Source organism: Rhizobacter sp. Root1221 (assembly GCF_001425785.1).
GTDB lineage: Bacteria > Pseudomonadota > Gammaproteobacteria > Burkholderiales > Burkholderiaceae_C > Rhizobacter.
On record NZ_LMDI01000007.1, the window covers coordinates 87,595 to 111,642 of the forward strand.

Genomic DNA, 24,048 nt, shown 5'->3' on the forward strand with positions numbered 1-24,048 from the left:
CCGGCCAGGCGTCTCATCCCCGCAGCAGCTTGGCCAGGCGCTCCGCGCAGGCCTGGGCCACCTTGGCGTCGCGCGCTTCCACCATCACCCGCACCAGGGGTTCGGTGCCTGACGGGCGGATCAGCAGGCGGCCGTCCTGGCCCAGTTCACGCTCCACGGCGGCCTGTTCCTCGGCCAGCCGGGGCGTGCCCTTCCAGTCCTGGCCCGGTTTCAAGCGCACGTTCACGAGGGTCTGCGGGAACAGCGTCACGCCGTCCAGCAGCTGGGCGAGCGACTTGCCACTGCGTGCGATGGCCTGCAGGATCTGCAACGCGCTGACGATGCCGTCGCCGGTGGTGTGCTTGTCGAGCGCCAGCAGGTGGCCCGAGCCCTCCCCGCCCAGCAGCCAGCCGCGGCTGGCCAGCTCCTCGAGCACGTAGCGGTCGCCCACCTTGGCGCGCACGAATTCCACGTCACGGCCCTTCAGCGCCACTTCCACGGCCATGTTGGTCATCAACGTGCCCACGGCACCCGGCACACGCTGGCCCTGGCTCAAACGGTCGGCCACCATCACGTACAGCAACTCGTCGCCGTTGTAGAGGCGGCCGGCCGCGTCCACGAGCTGGAGGCGATCGGCGTCGCCATCGAGCGCCACGCCGTAGTGGGCGTTGTGGTCCTTCACGGCCTGCACGAGTGCCGCGGGCGAGGTGGCGCCGCAGTTGGCATTGATGTTCACGCCGTCCGGGCTGCAGGCGATGCACACCACTTCGGCGCCCAGTTCATGGAACACCTCGGGGGCCGTCTGGTAGGCCGCACCGTTGGCGGCATCGACCACGATCTTGAGGCCCTTCAGGGACAGGTCGTTGCCGAACGTGCTCTTGCAGAACTCGACGTACCGGCCGCGGGCGGCCTCCAGGCGGCGGGCCTTCCCGAGTTGGGCGGACGACACCCATTCAGGCTCCTTCAGCAGTGCTGCTTCGACCTGCATTTCCCACTCGTCGGGGAGCTTTTCGCCGCTGGCCGAGAAAAACTTGATGCCGTTGTCGGCGTACGCGTTGTGCGAGGCGCTGATGACCACCCCCAGGTCGAGCCGCAGCGCGCGGGTGAGGTAGGCGACACCGGGCGTGGGCAGCGGGCCGGTCAGCAACACATCCACCCCGGCCGAGGCAAACCCGGCTTCGAGTGCCGATTCGATCATGTACCCGGAGATGCGGGTGTCCTTGCCGATCAGCACCGTGGGTCGGCTGTCGGCGGCCTTCAACACCCGGCCCACGGCATTGCCCAGGCGGAGCATGAAGTCCGGCGTGATGGGGGCTTGTCCAACCGTGCCACGGATGCCGTCGGTGCCGAAATAGGTTCTGCTCATTCGTTGTTTCCCGCTGAAAGCTGTGGGCGTGGATTGTGCTGTAGCAAGATGTTGCCAACATCCCCCAAACCGGCGATCCCCCACACCTTGAGGGCGTCAACCGTGGCCGCAACGTCGTGCACCCGCAACACACGGGCCCCGTGCGTGGCCGCCGCAAGGGCCGCCGCCACGCTGGCCACCACCCGGTCGCCCACCGGGCGGCCGGTCACGTCCCCGAGGGTACGCTTGCGCGACCATCCCACCAGCAGCGGATACCCGAGGGCCAGCAGCTCGCGCTGGCGGGTCAGCAGGGCCAGGTTGTGGGCGGTCGTCTTGCCGAAGCCGATGCCCGGATCCAGCGTGATGCGTTCGGCCGCCACCCCGGCCCGGCGAACCACGTCGGCCCGCTGTTGCAGGAACGCCGCCACCTCACCCACCACGTCGCCGTAGACCGGTTCACCGGCCTGCATGGTTTTCGGTTCACCGCGCATGTGCATCAGGCACACGCCACACTGCGGGTGCGCCGCCACCGCCTCGAGTGCGCCCGGCTGCCCCAGCGCCGCGATGTCGTTGACGATGTCCACGCCCAGGTCGAGCGCCGCGCGCATCACCGCAGGCTTGCAGGTGTCGACGGACAGCGGCACGCCCAGTGTGGCCGCGGCCTTCAACACCGGTACCACGCGCGCCAGTTCATCCTCGAGGGACACCGGGTCCGATCCGGGCCGGCTCGACTCGCCGCCGATGTCGAGGATGTCGACCCCCTCCTCGATCAACTGCTCGCAGTGGCGCAGCGCCGCGGCGGTGGTGGCGTGCTGGCCGCCGTCGGAGAACGAGTCCGGAGTGATGTTCACGATGCCCATCACGCGGGGGGTGCGGAGGTCGATCCGGAAGCGGGAGGTTTGCCAGAACATCGGCGCGGGCCTCGTCGGAAAAAGATGAAGAGCCAACGGAAAACGGGGCCGAAGCCCCGTTGGAAGGTCGAACCCGGCCGAACCGGCAGCGTCAGGCCGCAGCCGGCGCGCTGTCGGGCTTGACCGGCGGCGTGGGGCCGCTCGGCTTGTTGGCGCCGGTGCCACCACCCCAGTCCTTCGGCGGACGCGGCGGACGGCCGCCCATGATGTCCTCGACCTGTTCCGCATCGATGGTTTCCCATTCGAGCAGGGCCTTGGCCATGGCGTGCATCTTGTCCTTGTTGTCCTCGATCAGCTTGCGGGCGATGTCGTACTGCTCGTCGAGGATGCGGCGCACCTCGAGGTCGACCTTGCGCATCGTCTCCTCGCTGATGTTCGTGGTGCGCGTGACCGAACGGCCCAGGAAGACTTCACCCTCGTTCTCGGTGTAGACCATGGGGCCCATGGCATCGGACATGCCGAACCGCATGACCATGTCGCGGGCCAGTTGCGTGGCCTTGTTGAAGTCGTCGGACGCACCGGTGGTGCGCTGGTTCATGAAAACTTCTTCAGCGATGCGGCCACCGAACAGCATGGAGATGCGGCTCAGTGCCCAGGTCTTGTCGTAGCCGTAGCGGTCTTTTTCGGGCAACGTGAACGTGACACCCAGCGCACGGCCGCGCGGCACGATGGTGACCTTGTGCAGCGGATCGGACTTCGGCAGCAGGCGGCCGATCAGTGCGTGGCCGGCCTCGTGGTAGGCGGTGTTCTTCAGTTCCTCGGGGTCCATCACCGCCGAACGGCGTTCCGGTCCCATGAAGATCTTGTCCTTCGCGGTTTCGAAGTCGCGCATCTCGACGGTGCGCGCGTTGCGGCGCGCGGCCATCAGTGCCGCTTCGTTGACCAGGTTGGCCAGGTCGGCGCCGGACATGCCCGGGGTGCCACGGGCCAGGATGTTCGCACTGACGTCGGCGCCGATGGGCACCTTGCGCATGTGCACGGTGAGGATCTGCTCGCGGCCACGCACGTCGGGCAGGGTCACGTACACCTGGCGGTCGAAACGGCCAGGGCGCAGCAGCGCGGGGTCGAGGATGTCGGGCCGGTTGGTGGCCGCCATCACGATGACACCGAGGCTGGTCTCGAAGCCGTCCATCTCGACGAGCATCTGGTTCAGCGTCTGTTCGCGCTCGTCGTTGCCGCCGCCCAGGCCGGCGCCACGGTGACGGCCCACCGCGTCGATTTCGTCGACGAAGATGATGCACGGCGCGCTCTTTTTCGCCTGCTCGAACATGTCGCGCACGCGGGCCGCGCCCACGCCGACGAACATTTCAACGAAGTCGGAGCCGGAGATGCTGAAGAACGGCACCTTGGCTTCGCCGGCGATGGCCTTGGCCAGCAGGGTCTTGCCGGTGCCCGGAGGGCCCACGAGCAACACACCACGGGGGATGCGGCCGCCGAGCTTCTGGAAGCGCTGCGGATCCTTCAGGAAGTCGACCAGCTCGCGCACTTCCTCCTTCGCCTCGTCGCAACCGGCGACGTCAGCGAAGGTGGTGGTGTTGTTGGCTTCGTCGAGCATGCGCGCCTTGGACTTGCCAAAGCTGAACGCACCGCCCTTGCCACCGCCCTGCATCTGGCGCATGAAGTAGATCCAGACGCCGATGAGCAGCATCATGGGACCCCAGTTCAGCAGGATGCTCATCAGGACGGAAGGCTCCTCGCGGGGCTTCACGTCGAACTTGACGCCGTACTTGACCAGGTCGCCCACGAGGCCGCGGTCGAGGTACGTGACGGTGCTGCGCAAGCGCTTGTCGTCAGTGGTGATGGCGATGATGTCGCCGCCCACGGGCCCTTCGGGAAGGGTGACGGACTTGATGCGCTTGGCGGCCACTTCCTCGAGGAATTCCGAGTAAGCGATCGGCTGGCCCTGCGATCCACCTTTGTCGAACTGTTTGAACACGGTGAAAAGCACGAGTGCAATCACCAGCCAAACAGCGACCTTAGAGAACCATTGATTGTTCACCGCGGCTCCTTCTTGCAATCTGAAATCTTCGTCGCCGGCACACGATGTGCCACGCATCCACGGCAGATGGGGTTGATTCTAGTCCAGTCAAGTGCCATGCCTCGTTCGCATGTGTCACCTTCGAGCACGGCTATTGGGAGTTTCATCCCGCCTTGGACACCACTTTCCCGCCCGTTTTGAGACCGATCCCCACCAAAAAGGTTTCAGCAGATTTGTCCCGGGAGGACTTCGGCTTGATGGCTTTCACCACCCGGAAGGTCTTCTTGAACAGGTCCACGAGCGGGTTGTAACTGCCGCCGTGGAATACCTTGGCCACCAGTGCCCCGTTGGGCACCAGGTGAACCTGGGCGAATTCGACCGCCAGCTCCACCAGCAGCTCGATGCGGGCGGCGTCGGCGCTGCCGATCCCGGAGAGGTTCGGGGCCATGTCGGACACCACCACGTCGACCGCCCGGCCGCCCACCGCGTCGTTCAGCTGGGCCGCCACGGCCTCCTCGCGGAAATCACCCTGCAGGAAAACCACCCCTTCGATGGGGTCCATGGGCAGCAGGTCGAGCGCGATGATGGTGCCGTTGAGCTGGCCGGCGGCCGCACCGCCCGAGCCGGCCTCCTTCGGGGCGAACCGGCGCCGCAGGTACTGGCTCCAGGCGCCCGGCGTGGCCCCCAGGTCCACCACGAGCTGGCCCGGCTTGATCAGGCCCAGTTGCTCGTCGATTTCCTTCAGCTTGTAGGCCGCACGCGCCCGGTAGCCCTCTTTATGGGCCAGCTTGACGTACGTGTCGTTGACGTGGTCATGCAACCACGCCTTGTTGACCTTCTTGCTTTTTGTCTGTGTCTTCATCGAGATTCCCGTGCCGCAACGATAATAGCGGCATGCCTGCCATTGAACTCACCCCCGCCCAGCGCAAAGAACAGCGCTCGGCCGCCCACCACCTCCACCCGGTCGTCATGATCGGTGGAGACGGGCTCACTCCCGCCGTCGTCAAGGAAATCGACCTCGCCCTGAATGTCCACGGGCTCATCAAGGTGCGCGTGTTCTCCGACGACCGTGCGGCCCGGGAAGGCATGCTTGCCAAGCTCAGCCACGACCTGAACGCCGCCCCCATCCAGCACATCGGCAAGTTGCTGCTGCTGTGGCGCCCGCCGGTCGCCAAGGAAAAGGCCGAACGCGACGACCGCATGCGGGGCCCGCGTGTGGTCAAGATCCTGAAATTCTCGAAGAGCGGCAACCACCGCCCCCAGGTCAAGAAGATCAAGGTGCTGGGCAACGAGCGCATCGCCGCCGGAGGCCAGGTCAAGCGCGCCCACAAGCGCGTGACCAGCGTCAAGAAAACCCAGACCAGCTGAACCGGATGCTCAGCGTGGCGCCGTGAGGCGCCATGCCAGGGCCAGCACCAGCAGGCCCTTCAATCCGAAGAAGGCCACCGAGAGCCCGTGCAGTGCGCCGAACGACAGCGCGCCCTGCCCCACCCGCGCCGCATCCATCGCCGAACGCAGCCCGTAGTGGCCGAGCACCGTGCAGAACAGCGCGCCGAGCACCAGCAGCACGTTGGCGCTCAGCACCGACCCCTGGCGTGCCCGCGCCGCGTCGCGCGCCTGGCGGCGCACGATCACGAACAGCACCGCGCTCATCGCGATGCTGAGCACCGCCTCGCGCGACAGCATGAAGCCGGCCAGTTGGCCGGCCACCTCGCGGGGGGCCAGCGCAAAGCCCGCCGGCGTGCCGATGAAAGCCACCGCCAGCACCACCCCGGCCCAGACGCTCGCCAGCACGGCACCGGCACGTTGGGTATCGAAGCGCACCACGGTCAGATGTAGCGGACGTCGATGATCTCGTAGCTCTTGAGGCCGCCCGGGGCGTTGACCTCGGCCACGGCACCGGCTTCCTTGCCGATCAGCGCACGTGCGATGGGCGAGTTGATCGAGATGCGGCCTTCCTTCAGGTCGGCTTCGTCCTCGCCGACGATCTGGTACGTGACCGGCTTGCCCGAGTCCTCGTCTTCGAGGTCGACGGTGGCGCCGAACACGACGCGGCCTTCGGCGTTCAGGGCCGCCGGGTCGATGATCTGCGCGGCGGCGAGCTTGCTGTCGATCTCCAGGATGCGGCCTTCGATGAAGCCCTGCTTGTCCTTCGCCGCTTCGTATTCGGCGTTTTCGGAGAGGTCACCCTGCGCGCGCGCTTCGGCGATGGCTTGAACGACGGCGTGGCGTTCGACGGTTTTCAGGCGGTGCAGCTCTTCCTTGAGTTTTTCGGCACCGCGCGTGGTGAGGGGGATCGTGGCCATGGTCCAACCTTGAATCGCAAAGATGTGAAGCTGAAAACAAACCGCCGCGGTCTCCCTTGCGGAAGGCCGGCGGCGGCCGACGGAATCGAAGATGTGTTCCGGATGAGTTTAGTGCAGTTCGGCGTGCAGTTCCTGCAGGGACAACACCACCAGGTCGTCCTGGTGTTTCATGCCCTCGACCGCGGCTTCGCAGCCCGCCATGCTCGTGTAGTAGGTGATGCGGTTCGCGAGCGCCGCCTGGCGGATGTGACGCGAGTCGGCGATGGCCGTGCGCGTCTCGTCCACCGTGGTGAACACGAGCTGGATCTCACCGGCCTTGAGCATGTCGACGATGTGCGGACGGCCGTCCTTCACCTTGTTGACCACCCGCACCGGCACACCGCCCTCGGCGATGGCCGCAGCCGTGCCCTTGGTGGCCACGACCTGGAAGCCGAGGCCGTGCAGCTCGCGGGCGAGCACCACGGCACGGGCCTTGTCGTTGTTCTTCACGGTGATGCAGACCGTGCCCTTCGTGGGCAGGCGCGAGCCGGCGCCGAGCTGGCTCTTGAGCATCGCCTCGCCGAACGTGCGGCCGGCGCCCATCACCTCGCCGGTGGAACGCATTTCCGGGCCGAGGATGGGGTCCACGCCAGGGAACTTGTTGAACGGGAACACGGCTTCCTTGACCGAGAAGTACGGCGGGATCACCTCGCGCGGCGGCTTGCCGTCGCTCGAACGCTGTTCGGAGAGCTTCTGGCCCACCATGCAGCGCGCCGCGATCTTCGCGAGCGCCTGGCCGGTGGCCTTGGACACGAATGGCACCGTGCGCGATGCGCGCGGGTTCACTTCGAGCACGTAGACCACGGCGTCGGCACCCTCGCCCTGGATGGCGAACTGCACGTTCATCAGGCCCTTGACGTGGAGCGCCTTGGCCATCAGCACCGTCTGGCGGCGCAGTTCATCCTGGAGCGGCTTGGGCAGCGAGTACGGGGGCAGCGAACACGCCGAGTCACCGGAGTGGATGCCGGCCTGCTCCACGTGTTCCATGATGCCGCCGATCATGCAATCCTCGCCGTCGCTGATGCAGTCGACGTCCACCTCGACGGCGTCGTCGAGGAAGCGGTCGAGCAGCACCGGGGACTTCTCGGACACCTTGACCGCTTCGCGCATGTAGCGCTCGAGGTCCTTGTCGCCGTGCACGATTTCCATGGCGCGGCCGCCGAGCACGTAGCTCGGGCGCACCACGAGCGGGTAACCGATCTCGCCCGCCAGTTGCAGGGCCTGCTCTTCGGTGCGGGCCGTCCGGTTGGGCGGCTGCTTCAGGCCGAGCGTGTTCAGCAGGGCCTGGAAGCGCTCGCGGTCTTCGGCGATGTCGATGCTGTCGGGCGTGGTGCCCACGATGGGCACGCCGCAGCGCTCGAGGTCGAGCGCGAGCTTCAACGGGGTCTGGCCGCCATACTGCACGATCACGCCGACGGGCTTTTCCTTGTCGACGATCTCGAGCACGTCCTCGAGCGTCACCGGCTCGAAGTACAGGCGGTCGGACGTGTCGTAGTCGGTGGAAACGGTTTCGGGGTTGCAGTTGACCATGATGGTCTCGTAGCCGTCTTCGCGCAGGGCGAGGGCGGCATGGACGCAGCAGTAGTCGAACTCGATGCCCTGGCCGATGCGGTTCGGGCCACCGCCCAGCACCACGATCTTCTTGTTGTTGGTGGGCTCGGCTTCGCACTCGGCGTCGTACGTCGAGTACAGGTAGGCCGTCTGCGTGGCGAACTCGGCCGCGCAGGTGTCCACGCGCTTGTACACGGGGCGCACGTTCTGGGCCCAGCGGGCTTCACGCACGGCGTGCTGGTGCGTGCCCAGCAGCTTGGCGAGGCGGCGGTCCGAGAAGCCCTTCTGCTTCAGGTAACGCAGCTCGGCGGCCGACAGGCTTTCGAGCGCGCGGCCCTGCAGCGCCTGCTCGGTCTGGATCAGCTGTTCGATCTGGGCGAGGAACCACGGGTCGATGGCGGTTTCCTCGTGGATTTCCTCGAGGGTCAAACCGATGCGGAACGCGTCGCCCACGTACAGGATGCGCTCGGGGCCGGCTTCGCCGATTTCCTCGATGATCTCGTCGCGGTCGGTGCTGCGTTCAGTCAGGCCGTCGATGCCGGTCTCCAGGCCGCGCAGGGCCTTCTGGAAACTCTCCTGGAAGGTGCGGCCCATGGCCATCACCTCGCCCACCGATTTCATCTGCGTGGTGAGGTGCGAGTCGGCGGCCGGGAACTTCTCGAACGCGAAACGCGGGATCTTCGTGACGACGTAGTCGATGCTGGGCTCGAACGACGCCGGCGTGGCGCCGCCGGTGATGTCGTTGCGCAGCTCGTCGAGCGTGTAGCCCACGGCCAGCTTGGCCGCGACCTTCGCGATCGGGAAACCCGTGGCCTTCGACGCGAGGGCCGACGAACGGCTCACGCGCGGGTTCATCTCGATGACGACCATGCGGCCGTCCTCCGGGTTGATCGAGAACTGCACGTTCGAGCCGCCGGTGTCGACGCCGATCTCGCGCAGGATCGCGATGCTGGCGTTGCGCAGCAGCTGGTACTCGCGGTCGGTCAGGGTCTGGGCCGGGGCCACGGTGATGGAGTCACCGGTGTGGATGCCCATGGGGTCCAGGTTCTCGATGGCGCAGACGATGATGCAGTTGTCCTTGCTGTCGCGGACCACCTCCATCTCGTACTCTTTCCAGCCGATGAGGCTTTCCTCGATCAGCAGTTCCTTCGTGGGCGAGAGGTCGAGGCCGCGCTTGCAGATCTCTTCGAACTCTTCCGGGTTGTAGGCAATGCCACCGCCCGTGCCACCCAGCGTGAAGCTCGGGCGGATCACCATGGGGAAGCCCGTGCCACCGATCTCGAGCATGATGCGCCGCTGCACCGCAAGCGCCTCTTCCATCGAGTGGGCAATGCCCGAGCGTGCCGAACCGAGGCCGATGCCGGTCATCGCGTCCTTGAACTTCAGGCGGTCTTCCGCCTTCTCGATGGCCTTCTCGTTCGCGCCGATCATCTCGACGTTGTACTTGGCCAGCACGCCGTGCTTGTGCAGGTCGAGCGCGCAGTTCAGCGCGGTCTGGCCGCCCATGGTGGGCAGCACCGCGTCAGGGCGCTCCTTCGCGATGATCTTCTCGACCACCTGCCACGTGATGGGCTCGATGTACGTGACATCGGCCATCTCCGGGTCGGTCATGATGGTCGCCGGGTTGCTGTTGACCAGGATGACCTTGTAGCCTTCCTCGCGCAGCGCCTTGCAGGCCTGGGCACCGGAGTAGTCGAACTCGCACGCCTGGCCGATGATGATCGGGCCGGCGCCGATGATGAGGATCGATTTGAGGTCGTCGCGCTTAGGCATTCTTCTTCTCCATCAGCGCGGTGAAGCGGTCGAAAAGGTACGCAATGTCATGGGGTCCGGGAGAGGCCTCGGGGTGGCCCTGGAAACAGAAAGCGGGTTTGTCGGTGCGGGCGAGGCCCTGCAGCGTGCCGTCGAACAGGCTCACGTGCGTGGGACGCAGGTTGGCCGGCAGCGTCTTCTCGTCCACCGCGAAGCCGTGGTTCTGGCTCGTGATGCTGACGCGCTGCGTGTCGAGGTCCTTCACGGGGTGGTTGCCGCCGTGGTGGCCGAACTTCATCTTGAACGTGCGGGCACCGGAGGCGAGCGCCATGATCTGGTGGCCGAGGCAGATGCCGAACGTGGGCGTGCCCGTCTCGATGATCTGGCGGGTGGCCTCGATGGCGTAGTCGCAGGGTTCCGGGTCGCCGGGGCCGTTGCTCAGGAACACGCCATCGGGTTTCATCGCGAGCACCTCGGATGCAGGCGTGCGGGCCGGCACCACGGTGACGCGGCAGCCGCGGCTGGCGAGCATGCGCAGGATGTTGCGCTTCACGCCGAAGTCGTATGCGACCACGTGGTACTTCGGGTTCTTCACTTCGCCGAAGCCGGTGCCGAGGATCCATTCGGTCTCGGTCCACTCGGTGGTGCCGCCCTGGGTGACCACCTGGGCCAGGTCGAGGCCGGCCATGCTGGGGGCCGACTGGGCCAGTTCGATGGCGCGGTCGCGGTCGGCCTGGGTGACGGTTTCACCGAGCGACAGCGTGAGAATGCAGCCGTTCTGCGCGCCCTTCGAGCGCAGCAGGCGGGTGAGCTGACGCGTGTCGATGTTGGCGATGGCGACCGTGCCTTCACGCTGCAGGTACTGCGGGAGGGTCATCGTTTCGCGGAAGTTCGACGCGCGGACGGGCAGGTCCTTGATGATCAGGCCGGCGGCGTGCACCTTGCGGGCTTCCACGTCTTCCGGGTTCACGCCGTAGCTGCCGATGTGCGGGTAGGTCAGCGTGACCATCTGGCGGGCGTAGCTCGGGTCGGTGAGGATTTCCTGGTACCCGGTGAGCGACGTGTTGAACACGACTTCGCCCACCGTGTGCCCCGCCGCGCCGATCGAGATGCCTTGGAAGACTGTTCCGTCCGCGAGAGCGAGAAGAGCCTGTTCTTGTATGGGCAGCAGTGGCGCGGGCACGCGATTCTCCGAATTTGTGCGCGCCCAGCTCTGCGCGCGGAGCACAAGACCGGTGGAGAAAACTGGGGGAGTTTTCAGGCGGAAAACCGCGAAGGTTTTCGCTGGGCGAGATGGTTGCAGGTAAACCCTCGCATTGTACCCGACCTGCGCCCCGTTTTGACGCGCCGCGTTCTCCAATCGATGGGGAGAACGCTTATCGTTTCTAGAGCCCTCTGACTCTGATGCGGCATCCGGACAGGCAAGCACACCCGATCCCATAATGGCGAATGACCCCCACCCACAATAAGGAAAAGCCATGAAGGGCGACCCGAAAGTCATCGAGCATCTGAACGCGCAACTGAAGAACGAGCTGACCGCCATCAACCAGTACTTCCTGCACTACCGGATGCTCAAGCACTGGGGCTTCGACAAGCTGGCCAAGAAGGAATACGAGGAATCCATCGGCGAGATGAAACACGCCGACATCCTCATGAATCGCATCTTCACGCTCGACGGCCTGCCGAACCTCCAGGACCTGGGCAAGCTCCTGGTCGGCGAGGACACGGTCGAGATCCTGAACTGCGACCTGACATCCGAGCGCGGCGCGCAGGCCACCATCAAGGATGGCATTGCCTATTGCGAGTCGGTGCGCGATTACGTGTCCCGCGACCTGCTCCAGGGCATCCTCGAGGACACGGAAGAGCACATCGACTTCCTCGAGACCCAGATCGACCTGGTCGACAAGGTGGGCCTGCAGAACTACCTGCAGTCCCAGCTGGCCGAAGCCGACTGACCGGCGCCTTCCACCCGGACGCCCGGGCCGCCACAGAATTCACGTTCTGGGCGGTCCTTTTTTTTGCGGGGCCTTGAACTGGGAATCATTCCTATTTATCATTGCATCCAGTGGCCCGTGTACAGGCCCCGGAGTTCAACGATGATTGTTTGTGTCTGCCGCCGCGTTTCCGACCGTGACATCGAGCGCCACGCCCGTGGCGGTTGCGCCAGCTTCGACGACCTGCAGATGGACACTGGCGTAGCCACCTGCTGCGGCAACTGCACCGATTGCGCCCGCGACGTGTTCGACTCCGCCCGCAACGGTACCGCGCCCGCCCACTACCTGCCCATCCGCATCCAGTTGGCTGCCTGATCCCCCTTCCCCGCCACCGGCCTTGCGCCGCTGCTGACACGGGAACCTGTAACCTCCTGTTGAGTCTGACCTTCGGTTGGCTCTCTCCACAGGAGGTCTCATGAACGAAAAACTGCAACCTGCCTACGGCGCCTATGGCACCGCGGGTTCGGCCGTGGCCGACCGCAACCGCGTGTTGCGCAACACCTATTGGCTGCTCGCGCTGTCGATGGTGCCCACCGTGCTGGGCGCCTGGCTCGGCGTCGCCACGGGCTTCAGCTTCTTCGCCGCCAACCCGTTCATCGGGTTCATGGTGTTCATGGGCGTGGCGTTCGGCTTCTTTTTCGCGATCGACAAATACAAGAACTCGTCCATCGGCGTCGCGCTGCTGCTCGGATTCACCTTTTTCATGGGGCTGATGCTCTCGCGCCTGATCGGCGCGGTGCTGGGCAACTACACCAACGGCAGCCAGCTCATCATGATGGCCTTCGGGGGCACGGGGCTCGTGTTCTTCGGCATGGCCACCCTCGCCTCCAGCATCAAGCGCGACGTCTCGGGCCTGGGCAAGTGGATGATGGTGGGCGTGATCGGCCTCATCGTTGCCAGCGTGGCCAACATCTGGCTGCAGCTGCCGGCCCTGATGCTCACGGTGTCGGTGCTCGCCATCGTGATCTTCTCGGCGCTGATGCTGTACGACCTGAAGCGCGTGATCGACGGCGGTGAAACCAACTACGTCACCGCCACGCTCGCCATCTACCTCGACGTGTACAACGTCTTCGTGAACCTGCTGAGCCTGCTCGGCATCTTCGGCGGCGACTCGGACAACTGAACCTTCCGGCCGTTCACCAGCGACAACGGGGCCTTCGGGCCCCGTTTGCGTGTCCGTCAGTCGTTTCCATCAGTCGCGCTCGAACACCGCGATGCTCTCCACGTGCGCCGTGTGCGGGAACATGTTCACCGCTCCGCCCGCCGTGCACCGGTAGCCCCCCTGGTGCACCAGCAGGCCGGCGTCACGCGCCAGCGTGGCCGGGTTGCAGCTCACGTAGACGATGCGCTTCGGCAGCGTGAAGCGGGGCGCGATGGACGGGTCCTGGTGGAGGTCGGCCACGGCTTTCGCCAGTGCAAACGCCCCCTCGCGCGGCGGGTCCACCAGCCACTTGTCCGCCGGCCCGTAGTGCGCCAGGTCGGCCGGGGTCATCTCGAAGAGGTTGCGCGCCTCGAACGACGTCTTGTGCGCGAGCCCATTGCCCGCGGCGTTCTCGCGTGACCGGGCCACCAGCGTCTCGCTGCCCTCGATGCCCAGCACCTCGCGCGCCTGGGTGGCGATGGGCAACGTGAAGTTGCCGAGGCCACAGAACCAGTCGATCACGCGCTCGTGCGGCTGCGCGGCCAGCAGCCGCAGCGAACGGCCCACCAGCACACGGTTGATCTGGTGGTTCACCTGGGTGAAGTCGGTGGGCTTGAACGGCATCGTCAACCCGAACTCGGGCAGCGTGTAGGTGAGCGCGGCGCCGCCATCGTCCAGGCGGTGCACGGTGTCCGGGCCTTTCGGCTGCAGCCACCACTGCACCGCGCGGGACGCGGCGAAAGCACGCAGGCGGGCCAGATCCCCGGTGCTGAGCGGCTCCAGGTGGCGCAGCACGAGCGCGGTGGTGTCCTGCCCCACGGCCACCTCGATCTGCGGCAAGCGGTCGCGCGCGTCCATCGACATCACGAGTTCGCTCAGCGGCGCGAGCATGGCGCTGAGATGCGGCGGCAGCACCTCGCAGCTGTTCATGTCGGCCACGTAGGTGGACTTGCGCTCGTGGAACCCCACGAGCACCTTGCCCTTTTTCGCGACATGGCGCACCGACAGGCGCGCGCGGTAGCGGTAGCCCCAGGTCGGGCCCTCGATGGGCCGCAGCAGACGCTCAGGCTTGACCTTGCCGAGGTGCCACAGCGCGTCTTCAAGCGCACGCTGCTTCGTGGCCACCTGCGCACCCACGTGGAAATGCTGGAGCTTGCAGCCACCGCAGGTGCCGAAATGACGGCACTGCGGGGTCACGCGCTGGGCGCTTTCGCGGCGCAGCGCCGTCATCGTGGCCTGCTCCCAGTTGTTCTTGCGGCGGTTCACGGTGACCTGCACTTCTTCGCCGGGCAGCGCCCCGTCGATGAACACCACCTTGCCTTCTTCGTTGTGGGCCACGCCCTGGCCTTCGAGGTCGAGGGACTCGACCTTCAGCCATTCGATTGCTTGAGTCATTCCCCGATTATCCCGCCGCTGGCGGCCGGGCTGGCGCGCGGCCGGTCAGAAGAGCGAGTCGCGGTGCACACCACTGCGCGCCATGCGCCGGCGCAGCTTGACGAGGGCCTCCTGCTGGATCTGCCGGATGCGCTCGCGCGTGAGGCCCAGCCGTTCGGCCAGCACCTCGAGGGTCTCGGGTTCCCGGTCGCGCAGGCCGTAGCGGCCGGACAGCACCTCGCGTTCACGATCGTTCAGTTCCTCGAGGCCCGTCTGCAGCAACGCGTCGACCTCGTGGCTCAACGTGTGGTGCATGGGGTCGAGCGCGGCCTCGTCGGCCACGCTGTCGAGCATGGAGTCGGTGCTTTCGCGATCGAGCGGGGCATCGAGCGACGTGGGCTGCTCGGAGAACCGCAGCAACTCGCTCACCTCCTCGACCGGCCGGCCGATGCGCGCGGCAATGTCTTCCACCCGCACATGGGCCTCCGACCCGTTGGCGGGGTGCTCCGATTCGAGCGCCCGCCGGGCCTTCAGCACGTGGTTCAGTTCGCGCACGACGTGGACCGGCAGCCGCACGAGGCGGGCCTGGTGCATGATGGCCCGCTCCACGCTCTGGCGGATCCACCACGACGCGTAGGTGGAGAAGCGGAACCCTCGTTCAGGCTCGAACTTGCCGATCGCGTGCATCAGCCCGAGATTGCCCTCCTCGATCAGGTCGGTGAGGGGCAGGCCGCGGCCCAGGTAGTTCTTCGCGATGCTCACCACGAGGCGCAGGTTGCGCTCGATCATTTCCTGGCGGGCGGTGAATTCGCCCGCGCGGGCCCGCACGGCGGTGTCGTATTCCTCTTCCGGTGTGAAGAGCGGCGCGCGGCGGATCTCACGCAGGTAGGTCTGCAGCGTGTTGCCCACCTCGCCATCGCCGGCAGGGATCACCACCCCCGCGGCCAGCGGCACCGCGGCCGCGTCGTCGTCGCCGTCAGGGAGTGGCGCCCCGGTGGACAGCACGTCCACCGCAGGCGGGCGCTCGGCAGGGGCGGCCGCGAATCCGTTCAAACCTTCGCCGTGCTTTTTTGCCATGGTGTTGCCTGTGACAGGAAACAAGGCGAAGCGCGACGAACGTGCGCGTCAGCGCGACGGGAGCAACTTCTCCGGGTCGACCGGCTTGCCTTGTTTGCGGATCTCGAAATGCAGTTTCACGCGGTCCGAATCGGTGGCGCCCATTTCGGCGATCTTCTGGCCACGTTTGACGGTCTGCTCCTCCTTCACGAGCAGAGCCTGATTGTGCGCGTATGCGGTCAGGTAGGTGTTGTTGTGTTTGAGGATGACAAGATTTCCGTAACCGCGCAGGCCCGATCCGGCGTAGACCACCTTGCCGTCGGCCGCGGCGAGCACCGGGTCGCCGGCCTTGCCGGCAATGCCGAGGCCCTTGCTGCGGGATTCGTCGAAGCGTGCCACGACCGCGCCGTTGGCCGGCCACAGCCAGTTCACATCGTCGTCACCGCCGGTGGATGCCGCGGGGGCTGGTGCCGGTGCAGGCGCAGGTGCGGGCACCACGGCCGGCACGGACGCAGCACTGGCGGCCGGAGCCGGCTTGGGTGCGTCGAGCGGGCGTCCTTCCACCTTGGCCGTCGTGACCGGGCGTGTGGTGAGTGCGTTGGGGTCCGCACCGGGCTGCACGACTCGCAGCACCTGGCCCACCTCGAGGATGTTGGGGTTCTCGAGGTTGTTCCACTTGACCAGGTCTTTCCAGTTCTGCCCGGTCTCGAGGCCCACGCGGATCAGCGTGTCGCCCGGACGAACGGTGAAGTAACCGGGTTTGCCGGCATTTTCGGCGCCCGGCAGCACCTTGGCCGGTTCGGCTGGCGTGGGCGCAGTGGAGGCCGGCGCGGCTGGCGCGCTGTTGCGCCCCACCTGGCGCTCCTCGACGGGCGCGCGGCCCACGCGGGCCGTCTGGCAAGCCGCCACCATCGCCACGAGGGCCAGCGCCCCCGCGATGCGGGCCACGGAGCCCGCGCGTTCCAACCTGCCGTGCCGGGCGTTGAACGCCCTGTCGAATGTCGATCCCATCGGTGCCAAAGCCATCAATCCAGTCCTGATTTTAGGGGAACGAAATGCACCGCCTCGTGGACCGAGCGCGTGTATCCGTCCGCTGTTCTGTCTACCACCACGAGCACCTGGCGCGAGCCCGATGCATCGTGCACCGGCGCCACCAATCGGCCGCCCACGGCGAGCTGTTCGAGCCACGCATCCGGGAGCGCCTCGCCGCCAGCGGCGGCGATGATGCTGTCGTAAGGGGCGTTGGGAGGATGCCCCCGCATCCCGTCACCATACACCAGCCGGATGTTCATCTGGCGCAGAGGCGCCAGATGTTCGCGGGCCTTGTCATGCAACGGCCTCAAGCGCTCGATGCTCATCACCTGCCGCGACAGCCGGGCGAGCACGGCCGCCTGGTAGCCACACCCCGTGCCGATCTCGAGCGTGTGCCCGAGCGAACGGCGAGCGCGGGCATTGGCTCCGCCCATGAGCAGTTCGATCATGCGGGCCACCACGGAGGGTTTCGAGATGGTCTGGCCGTGCCCGATGGGCAGGCTGGTGTCCTCGTAGGCCTGGTTGACGAGCGCGGTGTCGACGAACAGGTGGCGCGGCACCTCGCTCATCGCCCCCTTGACCAGCTCGTCGCGCAGCCCGGCCTGGACCAGGCGGTCGACCATGCGGCGGCGGATGCCGGCGGAGTCGAGCCCGAGGCCCGACGGGGCCACCCGGCGCGCGGAATCGAGTGCGGCCTGCTGCAGCGGCTGCTGGGGCCGCAGCACCGGCCGGGGTTCGGCCCGCGGAATGGCGCTGGCCACCGGGGTGGCCGCTGCCTTGGAGCCCGCGCCCGGCGCAGCGGCCAGGCGCTTGGCGGGCCGGTTCAGGCCCTCGAGCTGGAGCGGAAACTTCGCGCGCGGCGGCGGCTGGCTCATGGGCGCGCCCCACCGTCGGACCAGCGCTGCCAGGCGGGCAACGCGGCGTGGTCGGTGAGGTCCACCTGCAACGGGGTGATCGAGACATGGCCCTGGGCCGTGGCGTGGAAATCGGTGCCCTGCCCGCCCTCGCGCGCGTCCCCCGGTGGGCCGATCCAGTAGATGGGCTCGCCACGCGGGTTCGTCTGGCGGATCACCGGCGCACTTGCGTGCCGGCGGCCGAGGCGCGTGACCTCGCGCGGCAGCGTGTGGGCATCGGCCCGGTTCGGGATGTTCACGTTCAGCAGCCACGCGCCGGCCGACGGCGGCGATGCGAGTGCCTGTTCGATGATGGACCGCGCCACGCGGGCCGCCGCATCGAGGTGGGCCCACCCTTTTTCCACCTGGGAGAAGGCGATGGCCGGCACGCCGAAGAGATACCCTTCCATCGCGGCGGCCACCGTGCCGGAGTACAAGGTGTCGTCACCCATGTTGGCGCCCTGGTTGATGCCCGAGACCACCAGGTCGGGTCGCTCGGGCAACCAGCCGGTCAGGGCCACGTGCACGCAATCGGACGGCGTGCCGTTCAGGTAGCGAAAGCCGTTGGGAGCGGTGAACGCCGACAGCGGGCGGTTCAGCGTGAGGGAGTTCGACGTGCCGCTCGCGTTCTGTTCGGGCGCCACCACGTCGAGTTCACCGAGCCCTTCACAGGCCTGGACCAGGGCCGCGAGCCCGGGGGCGAGGTAACCATCGTCATTGGCAATCAGGATGCGCATCCGGGGATTGTAAGGACTCGTCACCTGCGGGACGCCACCGCCGGGACAGCGTGCTTATGATCGTGGACACCTCGAATATCACACGGAGAACAGCATGCAAGTCTGGTTGTGCGAGAACCCCATCGGTCCCGAAGCCCTCGTCTGGACGACCCTGCCCATGCCCGAGCCGAAGGCCGGCGAGGTGCGGGTGGCCATCAAGGCGGCGAGCCTGAACTTCCCCGATCTGCTCATCGTGCAGAACAAATACCAGATGAAGCCCCCCCTGCCCTTCGTGCCGGGCTCCGAGTACTCCGGCGTGGTCGATGCCGTGGGCGAAGGTGTCACCGCGTTCAAGGTGGGCGACCGGGTTGCCACCTTCGGCGGCGGCGGCGGCTTCGGCACCCACGTGGTCGCGAAGGCGGCGCAGCTGATGCCGCTGCCCGCGGGGTTCGCGTTCGACGACGCGGCCGCGTTCCTGTGCACCTACGGCACCACCCACCACGCCCTGATCGACCGCGGGCAGCTCAAGGCCGGTGAAACCGTGCTCGTGCTGGGCGCCGCTGGCGGCGTGGGCACGGCGGCCATCCAGATCGCCAAGGCGGCCGGGGCGAAGGTCATCGCGGCCGCGTCCACCGACGAGAAGTGCGCGCTGTGCAAGGACCTGGGCGCCGACGCCACCATCAACTACAGCACCGGCAACCTCCGCGAAGAGATCAAGGCGCTGACCGGTGGCAAGGGCCCCGACGTGGTCTACGACCCGGTGGGCGGCGACCTCGCGGAGCCGGTGTTCCGTTCCATCGGCTGGCGTGGCCGCTACCTCGTGATCGGGTTTGCGCAAGGCGGCATCCCCGCGCTGCCGCTGAACCTCGCCCTGCTCAAGGGCGCCTCCATCGTCGGGGTGTTCTGGGGCGAATTCGCGCGCCGTGAACCCGCCAACAGCGCCGCCGGGCTGGCCGAGCTGGCCGCGTGGTACGCGCAGGGCAAGATCAAGCCCGTGATCGACCAGCGGCTGCCCATGCAATCGCTGCCCGAAGCGTTCGCCCGCATGAGCACACGCAAGGTGCGTGGAAAGCTCGTGCTGACCAACGACTGAACACACTTCGTCGTACCAGAAAAAGCCGCCCCGAAAGCACCCCCTGTCAACATTGACAGGGGGGCCCTTTCCAGACAGCCCGCAGTCGTCCGAGTGCGATACGATCAAAGCTCCCTATGGAGCGGCATTACGGCATGGCCATCAAGGTTCTCATCGTTGAAGACAATCCCGTCGCACGCAGTTTCCTGTGCCGTGTGGTGCGAGAGAGTTTCAGCGATGCCATCGTCATCACAGAAGCAGGCGACCTCGAATCGGCGCGCCGACAGGTCGGCCCGGTCGACCCCAAGGGCAACGAGGCCACGGCCGATACGTTCAAGCTGGTCCTGGTCGACCTGGAACTCCCCGACGGCAACGGCATGGAGTTGCTGACCGAACTCGTGCGCTACCCAGCCACGAAGATCGTGACCACGCTGTACTCCGACGACGACCACCTGTTCCCCGCGCTGCAATGCGGTGCCGATGGGTACCTGCTGAAGGAGGACCGCTTCGAGGTGCTCGTCGAGGAGTTGCAGAAGATCGTGCGCGGCCAGCCGCCGCTGTCGCCTGCCATCGCCCGGCGCCTGCTGAGCCACTTCCGCCAGGGGCCCGGTGGCATGGGCGCACTGGCAGGCCTTGGCGAACCGGCGCTGCTGAACGGTTCCGGCTTCCAGAGCAGCCGGCCGCTGCCACTCGGCCGCGGCGCCCCGCTTGACCATGAACGCCTGACACCCCGTGAGAGCGAAGTCCTCACCTACCTGAGCAAGGGCTTCACGATCAAGGAGATCGCCAACCTGATGGGCATCAAGTGGTTCACCGTGAACGATCACATCAAGTCCATCTACAAGAAGCTGAACGTGTCGAGCCGCGCCGAAGCCGCCGTGCTCGCCAGCAAGCACGGCCTGGTCTGAGAGGCTGAGACCGGGCCCGATGGACCGCTTCGCCTCGCAGCATGGCATGCCGTCCGACCTGCGGGAAGCGCCCCCGTCGCTTCGGCGCAGGGCGGCTGCCCCCGATTCGCTGCTCGACTCCCGCCTGATCGAACAGACGCTCGGCCGCGTCGAACACCTCGCCCGGTGGATGGGCTGGCGGTTGCGCTTCCTGGTGGTCGCGGCGCTGGCCGGGTGCATCGGCGTGTTGCTGCTGGCCCGGTGGGCATCCGGCACGCCGCAGGTACCCGCCGAATGGGTGGCCACCGCCACCGGGCAGCTGCAACTGGCGCGCAGCACCGCCCCGAACCTCAAGCCCCACGTCGGCAAGGTGCTTGGCAGCGTGAGCAGCCCGCGCCTGCGGACGGTGTCGCCCGATCTGCTGGCCATTACCCCGTCCGCCCGCTGGATCACCGACAACACCGACCGCCTGCGGCAGCAGGTCATGCATCGGCAACTCGACGAGCTGCTCGCGCAGCCACAGGTGCACCTCACGTTCACCGATGGCAGCACGGAGGACGTGGAACCGGTGCCGCGGGGCATCGCCAGCCTGGGCGCGCTGTTCTGGCTGCTGACCGGGCTGGGCCTGGTCGTGTACATGGTGGGCATGATCGTGGTGCTCGCCAGCCCGTCCACGCGCACACTGCTCTACACGGCGATGTGCGCCAGCCAGGCCGGCAACCTGATCTTCCTCGCGCTCGAATCCACGCTGGTGCTCGGGCTCCCGGGCCCGCTCTCGCAGCTCGACTTCCCGTGCCGCGTGGCCTTCGACCTGATCACCGGTGCAGCGGTGGTGCACGCTGCAGCGTTGCACCCGCGCCGGGTGCCCGCCTGCACCACCATCGCATGGGCCGCGTGGGTGTCGATGTTCGCCATCGGCGTGCCGGCCGCGTCCGGCGTGCTGCACGAGGCGTGGTGGTGGACGCAGGGCGCGGTTGCCGCCGCGGGCGTGCTGACCGTGGCACTGCTCGTGTGGTCGTACCGCCTGTTGCGCCACCCGTTTGCCATCGTGATGCGCCGCTTCGGGCTGATGGCGGTGTCCACCTGGATCCTGCTCACGGTGGCGGTCGCCATCGCGTCCGCCGACCGCGTGCCATCGGTGCAGCAGCAGGTGGCCGAAGTGGGGCCGGTGATCTGGTACGTGTTCCTGTCGTCGCTGCTGTTGCTGATGCCGTTCCTGTCGAAGTCGCAGCAGGTGATGCGCGAGTTTTCGCTGCTGGCGGCCATCAGCACCGTCGCCACGTCGCTCGACCTGCTGTTCGTTGCGGTCTTCTCGTTCGGCCAGTTCACCTCCGTGACCCTGGCGCTGTTCCTGTCGCTGGGCCTGTATGCCGGCGCGCGCGAATGGGTGCTCAACCGCGTGCGCAGCCGCAACATGCTCACCACCGAGCGCATGTTCGAGAAGCTCTACCGCATCGCCCGCGAAGTGGAAGCCCACCCGGACCGCTCACCGTCGCTGCTGGTGCAGCTGCTCCAGGAACTCTTCGAGCCGCTCGAGGCCGTGGTCGTCGACAAACGCAGCCTCACGGTGCGGGTGGTGAGCGACGGGTCCACGCTGATGCTGCCGGTACCGGCACTGACCGACAAGCAGGTCAGCACGCCCGCCTCCATCGTGATGCGCTTCGCCAACCGGGGCCAGAGGCTCTTCACATCCGACGACGCCCGGCTCACCGACCGCATCGTCGAGCAGCTCTGCCGCGCCGTAGCGTTCGACCGCGCGGTGGAACAGGGCCGCAGCGAGGAGCGCCTGCGCATCGCGCAGGACCTGCACGACGACATCGGCGCGCGGTTGCTCACGCTGATGTACAAGGCCCAGTCGCCCGAGATGGAAGACTACGTCCGGCACACGCTGCAGGACCTGAAGACGCTCACCCGCGGGCTCGCGGCGCCCAACCACCCGCTGTCGCATGCCGCCGGCGAATGGAAGGCCGACCTGACGCAGCGCCTCACCGCGGCCCAGGTTCACCTGGGCTGGCACCTCACGTTCGACCGCGACATCTCGCTGACGGTGGTGCAGTGGTCGGGCCTCACGCGCGTGATGCGCGAGCTGTGCAGCAACGCCATCGCACACGCCGAGGCCACGCGTGTCGACATCGACTTCCACCTCGCCGACGACCGGCTGGACCTCACGGTCGCCGACAACGGCCAGGGCCGCAACCCGCAGGCATGGGCCCACGGACTGGGCCTCGGCGGGGTGAGAAAGCGGGTCAAGCAGTTGGGGGGCGAGGTGGAATGGCGCGAGATCGACCCGCAAGGCATCCGGTGCCAGGTGGTCATCAAGCGGCTGTCGGAACGGCCTTGACCGGGCGGCGTGCCCGCGCTGCCTTCACGAAGTCCGGCAGGAACGAGCGTGCCTCGCCCTCGGCGAAGGCCACCGTCACGCTGCCGGCGTCCGCGGCCACCACCGTGCCCTCGCCGTAGCGCCGCACCCGCACCCGCGTGCCCGGCTTGAACACCACGGCGGGCGCCAATGCCGCCTCGGCCGGCGGGTCGGCCGCCGCCGGACCGGCATACGCGTCCATGCGCAGGCAGTTGTCGCACGTGCCGCAACGCTCGAACGGGGCCGGTTCACCGAAATGGTCGAGCAACGCGCGCCAGCGGCATTGGCCGGTGAGCGCGTAGGCCACCATGCGCTCCAGCGTGTCACGGCCTTGCTCCCGCTTGCGCACGTACATCGCATGCAGCTGCACCAGCTCGTCGGCAACAAGGCCCGGGCGCAGCAGGCGCAGGTGTCCCGCACGGTCGGCCGCGAGGGCCTTGCCGTTTTTCAGCAGGCTCACGACCGCCCGCACCTTCGGGCGCGGGCGTTGCAACGCGGCTGCCAGCGTCTCCACGGTCCAGCCGGGTGACTCGGCGGGCAGATGGTGCAGCGCCTGGTAGATGGCCTCCAGCTCGGCCGCGCTCGGGTAACGGCCCGCCAGGAAAAACTGCTGCACCGCCTGGTCGCCGCGCAGGAACAGCAAGGTGCAGTCCGCAGGCCCCCCATCGCGCCCGGCACGCCCGGACTCCTGGTAATACGCATCGAGGCTGCCGGGCATCTGGTAGTGCAGCACGAAGCGGGTGTCGGGCTTGTCGATGCCGAGGCCGAAGGCGTTGGTCGCCACGACCACCCGCACGGCGCCCGCCATGAAGGCCTCCTGCACCGCATGCCGTTCCGCCGCCGGCAGGCGCCCGTGGTAGCACCCGACCGATTCACCGGCCACCGCGAGCGCGTGGCTGACGGCCTCGGCGGCCTTGACGGTCGCGGTGTACACGAGCCCCGACCCCGGCGCCGCCTGGACGTGGGCGATGAGACGCGCCAGCTTGCCGGCCTCATCCCCGACGTGATCGACGCGGTAGTGCAGGTTCTCGCGCCACGTGCCCGTGCTCAGCACCCCGTCGCGCGGGATCCCCAGCAGCCTGCAGACGTCATCCACCGTGGACGGCGACGCGGTGGCGGTCAGGGCCAGCACCGTGGGCCGCCCGAGCGAGGCACGCGCCGCGCCCAGCTCCAGGAACGCCGGCCGGAAATCGTGGCCCCACTGGGCAATGCAATGGGCCTCGTCGACCACCAGCAGCCGCGTGGGCTGCTGCTTGAGCAAGGCCAGGAACCCGGCGTCGGCCAGTCGCTCGGGGGTCACGAACACGAACGACGCCCGGCCATCGGCCACCTGGGCCAACGCGCCGGTCAGTTCGTCGGCGGGCACGGCGCTGTGCACCTGCACGGCAGCGATGCCGAGTTCACGCAGCTTGTCGCACTGGTCCTTCATCAACGCGATGAGTGGGGAGACCACCACCGCCCGGCCCGCCATCGCCAGCGCAGGCAGCTGGTAACAGAGCGACTTGCCGGCGCCCGTGGGCATCACCGCGAGCGTGTGGCCGCCGGCCAGCACGCGTTCGATCACGGCTCTCTGGCCGTCACGCAGCGCCGTCAGGCCGAACGTGCCGGTCAGCAGGCGGCGCAGCCGGGGTGCGAGCGGCCCGGCCGGGGAACGTGCGGCCAC

Annotated in this window: 21 protein-coding genes; 7 read left to right on the top strand and 14 right to left on the bottom strand. The window is 67.4% G+C overall.

What is annotated here, in order from left to right:
- Nucleotides 1–13: 13 nt before the first annotated feature.
- From glmM to ASC87_RS06965, 4 genes are all read right to left on the bottom strand, one after another.
- Nucleotides 14–1,345 carry a phosphoglucosamine mutase gene (gene glmM / locus ASC87_RS06950; RefSeq protein ID WP_056658731.1) on the bottom strand — a complete coding sequence of 444 codons (1,332 nt, stop codon included), beginning with the start codon at nt 1,343–1,345 and terminating at the stop codon, nt 14–16.
- Nucleotides 1,342–2,235, bottom strand: coding sequence for a dihydropteroate synthase (folP, locus tag ASC87_RS06955; RefSeq protein WP_082568451.1), 894 nt, complete (start codon nt 2,233–2,235; stop codon nt 1,342–1,344). Before folP ends, glmM begins: the two co-directional genes overlap by 4 nt.
- Nucleotides 2,236–2,326: 91 nt before the next feature.
- A complete protein-coding gene (gene ftsH / locus ASC87_RS06960; RefSeq protein ID WP_056658911.1) occupies nt 2,327–4,234 on the bottom strand; it encodes an ATP-dependent zinc metalloprotease FtsH in 1,908 nt (635 codons plus the stop codon).
- A 142-nt stretch (nt 4,235–4,376) separates the two neighbouring features.
- Complete coding sequence (locus ASC87_RS06965) at nt 4,377–5,075, bottom strand: RlmE family RNA methyltransferase (RefSeq protein ID WP_056658734.1); 699 nt, start codon at nt 5,073–5,075, stop codon at nt 4,377–4,379.
- 32 nt (nt 5,076–5,107) lie between these two features.
- On the opposite strand from ASC87_RS06965, the gene ASC87_RS06970 reads away from it, so the two are divergent.
- Nucleotides 5,108–5,581 carry a YhbY family RNA-binding protein gene (locus ASC87_RS06970; protein ID WP_056658738.1) on the top strand — a complete coding sequence of 158 codons (474 nt, stop codon included), beginning with the start codon at nt 5,108–5,110 and terminating at the stop codon, nt 5,579–5,581.
- 9 nt (nt 5,582–5,590) lie between these two features.
- On the opposite strand, the gene ASC87_RS06975 is transcribed toward ASC87_RS06970, so the two are convergent.
- The 4 genes from ASC87_RS06975 to carA form a co-directional block, all read right to left on the bottom strand.
- Entirely contained in the window at nt 5,591–6,037 is a 447-nt protein-coding gene (locus ASC87_RS06975) for a DUF4149 domain-containing protein (RefSeq protein WP_235582088.1), read from the bottom strand.
- Nucleotides 6,038–6,042: 5 nt separating this feature from the next.
- The gene (gene greA / locus ASC87_RS06980) at nt 6,043–6,519 is read right to left on the bottom strand and encodes a transcription elongation factor GreA (protein WP_056658740.1); all 477 of its coding nucleotides are present in this window, start codon (nt 6,517–6,519) and stop codon (nt 6,043–6,045) included.
- A 108-nt stretch (nt 6,520–6,627) separates the two neighbouring features.
- The gene (gene carB / locus ASC87_RS06985) at nt 6,628–9,882 is read right to left on the bottom strand and encodes a carbamoyl-phosphate synthase large subunit (protein WP_056658744.1); all 3,255 of its coding nucleotides are present in this window, start codon (nt 9,880–9,882) and stop codon (nt 6,628–6,630) included.
- A complete protein-coding gene (gene carA, locus ASC87_RS06990; protein ID WP_369820740.1) occupies nt 9,875–11,044 on the bottom strand; it encodes a glutamine-hydrolyzing carbamoyl-phosphate synthase small subunit in 1,170 nt (389 codons plus the stop codon). Before carA ends, carB begins: the two co-directional genes overlap by 8 nt.
- A gap of 295 nt (nt 11,045–11,339) precedes the next feature.
- On the opposite strand from carA, the gene bfr reads away from it, so the two are divergent.
- From bfr to ASC87_RS07005, 3 genes are all read left to right on the top strand, one after another.
- Nucleotides 11,340–11,816 (top strand): bacterioferritin, encoded by a 477-nt coding sequence (gene bfr, locus ASC87_RS06995; RefSeq protein WP_056658748.1) that lies wholly within the window; start codon nt 11,340–11,342, stop codon nt 11,814–11,816.
- A 141-nt stretch (nt 11,817–11,957) separates the two neighbouring features.
- On the top strand, nt 11,958–12,170 hold the full coding sequence (locus tag ASC87_RS07000) for a bacterioferritin-associated ferredoxin (RefSeq protein ID WP_056658751.1): 213 nt from the start codon (nt 11,958–11,960) through the stop codon (nt 12,168–12,170).
- Between the two features lie 100 nt (nt 12,171–12,270).
- On the top strand, nt 12,271–12,978 hold the full coding sequence (locus tag ASC87_RS07005; RefSeq protein ID WP_056658753.1) for a Bax inhibitor-1/YccA family protein: 708 nt from the start codon (nt 12,271–12,273) through the stop codon (nt 12,976–12,978).
- Nucleotides 12,979–13,047: 69 nt separating this feature from the next.
- On the opposite strand, the gene rlmD is transcribed toward ASC87_RS07005, so the two are convergent.
- From rlmD to surE, 5 genes are all read right to left on the bottom strand, one after another.
- Nucleotides 13,048–14,391, bottom strand: coding sequence for a 23S rRNA (uracil(1939)-C(5))-methyltransferase RlmD (rlmD, locus tag ASC87_RS07010; protein WP_056658756.1), 1,344 nt, complete (start codon nt 14,389–14,391; stop codon nt 13,048–13,050).
- A gap of 45 nt (nt 14,392–14,436) precedes the next feature.
- A complete protein-coding gene (rpoS, locus tag ASC87_RS07015) occupies nt 14,437–15,447 on the bottom strand; it encodes an RNA polymerase sigma factor RpoS (RefSeq protein WP_056658759.1) in 1,011 nt (336 codons plus the stop codon).
- A 48-nt stretch (nt 15,448–15,495) separates the two neighbouring features.
- Nucleotides 15,496–16,338, bottom strand: a complete 843-nt coding sequence (locus ASC87_RS07020; protein WP_056658919.1) for a peptidoglycan DD-metalloendopeptidase family protein — start codon at nt 16,336–16,338, stop codon at nt 15,496–15,498.
- Between the two features lie 113 nt (nt 16,339–16,451).
- Entirely contained in the window at nt 16,452–17,333 is an 882-nt protein-coding gene (locus ASC87_RS07025) for a protein-L-isoaspartate(D-aspartate) O-methyltransferase (protein ID WP_082568453.1), read from the bottom strand.
- Nucleotides 17,330–18,088 (bottom strand): 5'/3'-nucleotidase SurE, encoded by a 759-nt coding sequence (gene surE, locus ASC87_RS07030; RefSeq protein WP_056658761.1) that lies wholly within the window; start codon nt 18,086–18,088, stop codon nt 17,330–17,332. The genes ASC87_RS07025 and surE overlap by 4 nt, the downstream gene beginning before the upstream one ends.
- A 94-nt stretch (nt 18,089–18,182) precedes the next feature.
- On the opposite strand from surE, the gene ASC87_RS07035 reads away from it, so the two are divergent.
- The 3 genes from ASC87_RS07035 to ASC87_RS07045 all read left to right on the top strand — a co-directional run bounded on the left by ASC87_RS07035 (nt 18,183) and on the right by ASC87_RS07045 (nt 22,367).
- Nucleotides 18,183–19,160 carry an NADPH:quinone oxidoreductase family protein gene (locus ASC87_RS07035; RefSeq protein WP_056658763.1) on the top strand — a complete coding sequence of 326 codons (978 nt, stop codon included), beginning with the start codon at nt 18,183–18,185 and terminating at the stop codon, nt 19,158–19,160.
- A 134-nt stretch (nt 19,161–19,294) separates the two neighbouring features.
- Nucleotides 19,295–20,047 (top strand): response regulator transcription factor, encoded by a 753-nt coding sequence (locus ASC87_RS07040; protein WP_056658925.1) that lies wholly within the window; start codon nt 19,295–19,297, stop codon nt 20,045–20,047.
- A 19-nt stretch (nt 20,048–20,066) separates the two neighbouring features.
- On the top strand, nt 20,067–22,367 hold the full coding sequence (locus tag ASC87_RS07045; protein WP_235582089.1) for a sensor histidine kinase: 2,301 nt from the start codon (nt 20,067–20,069) through the stop codon (nt 22,365–22,367).
- Here ASC87_RS07045 and ASC87_RS07050 read toward each other — a convergent pair.
- A complete protein-coding gene (locus tag ASC87_RS07050) occupies nt 22,342–24,048 on the bottom strand; it encodes an ATP-dependent DNA helicase RecQ (protein ID WP_056658766.1) in 1,707 nt (568 codons plus the stop codon). The genes ASC87_RS07045 and ASC87_RS07050 overlap by 26 nt on opposite strands.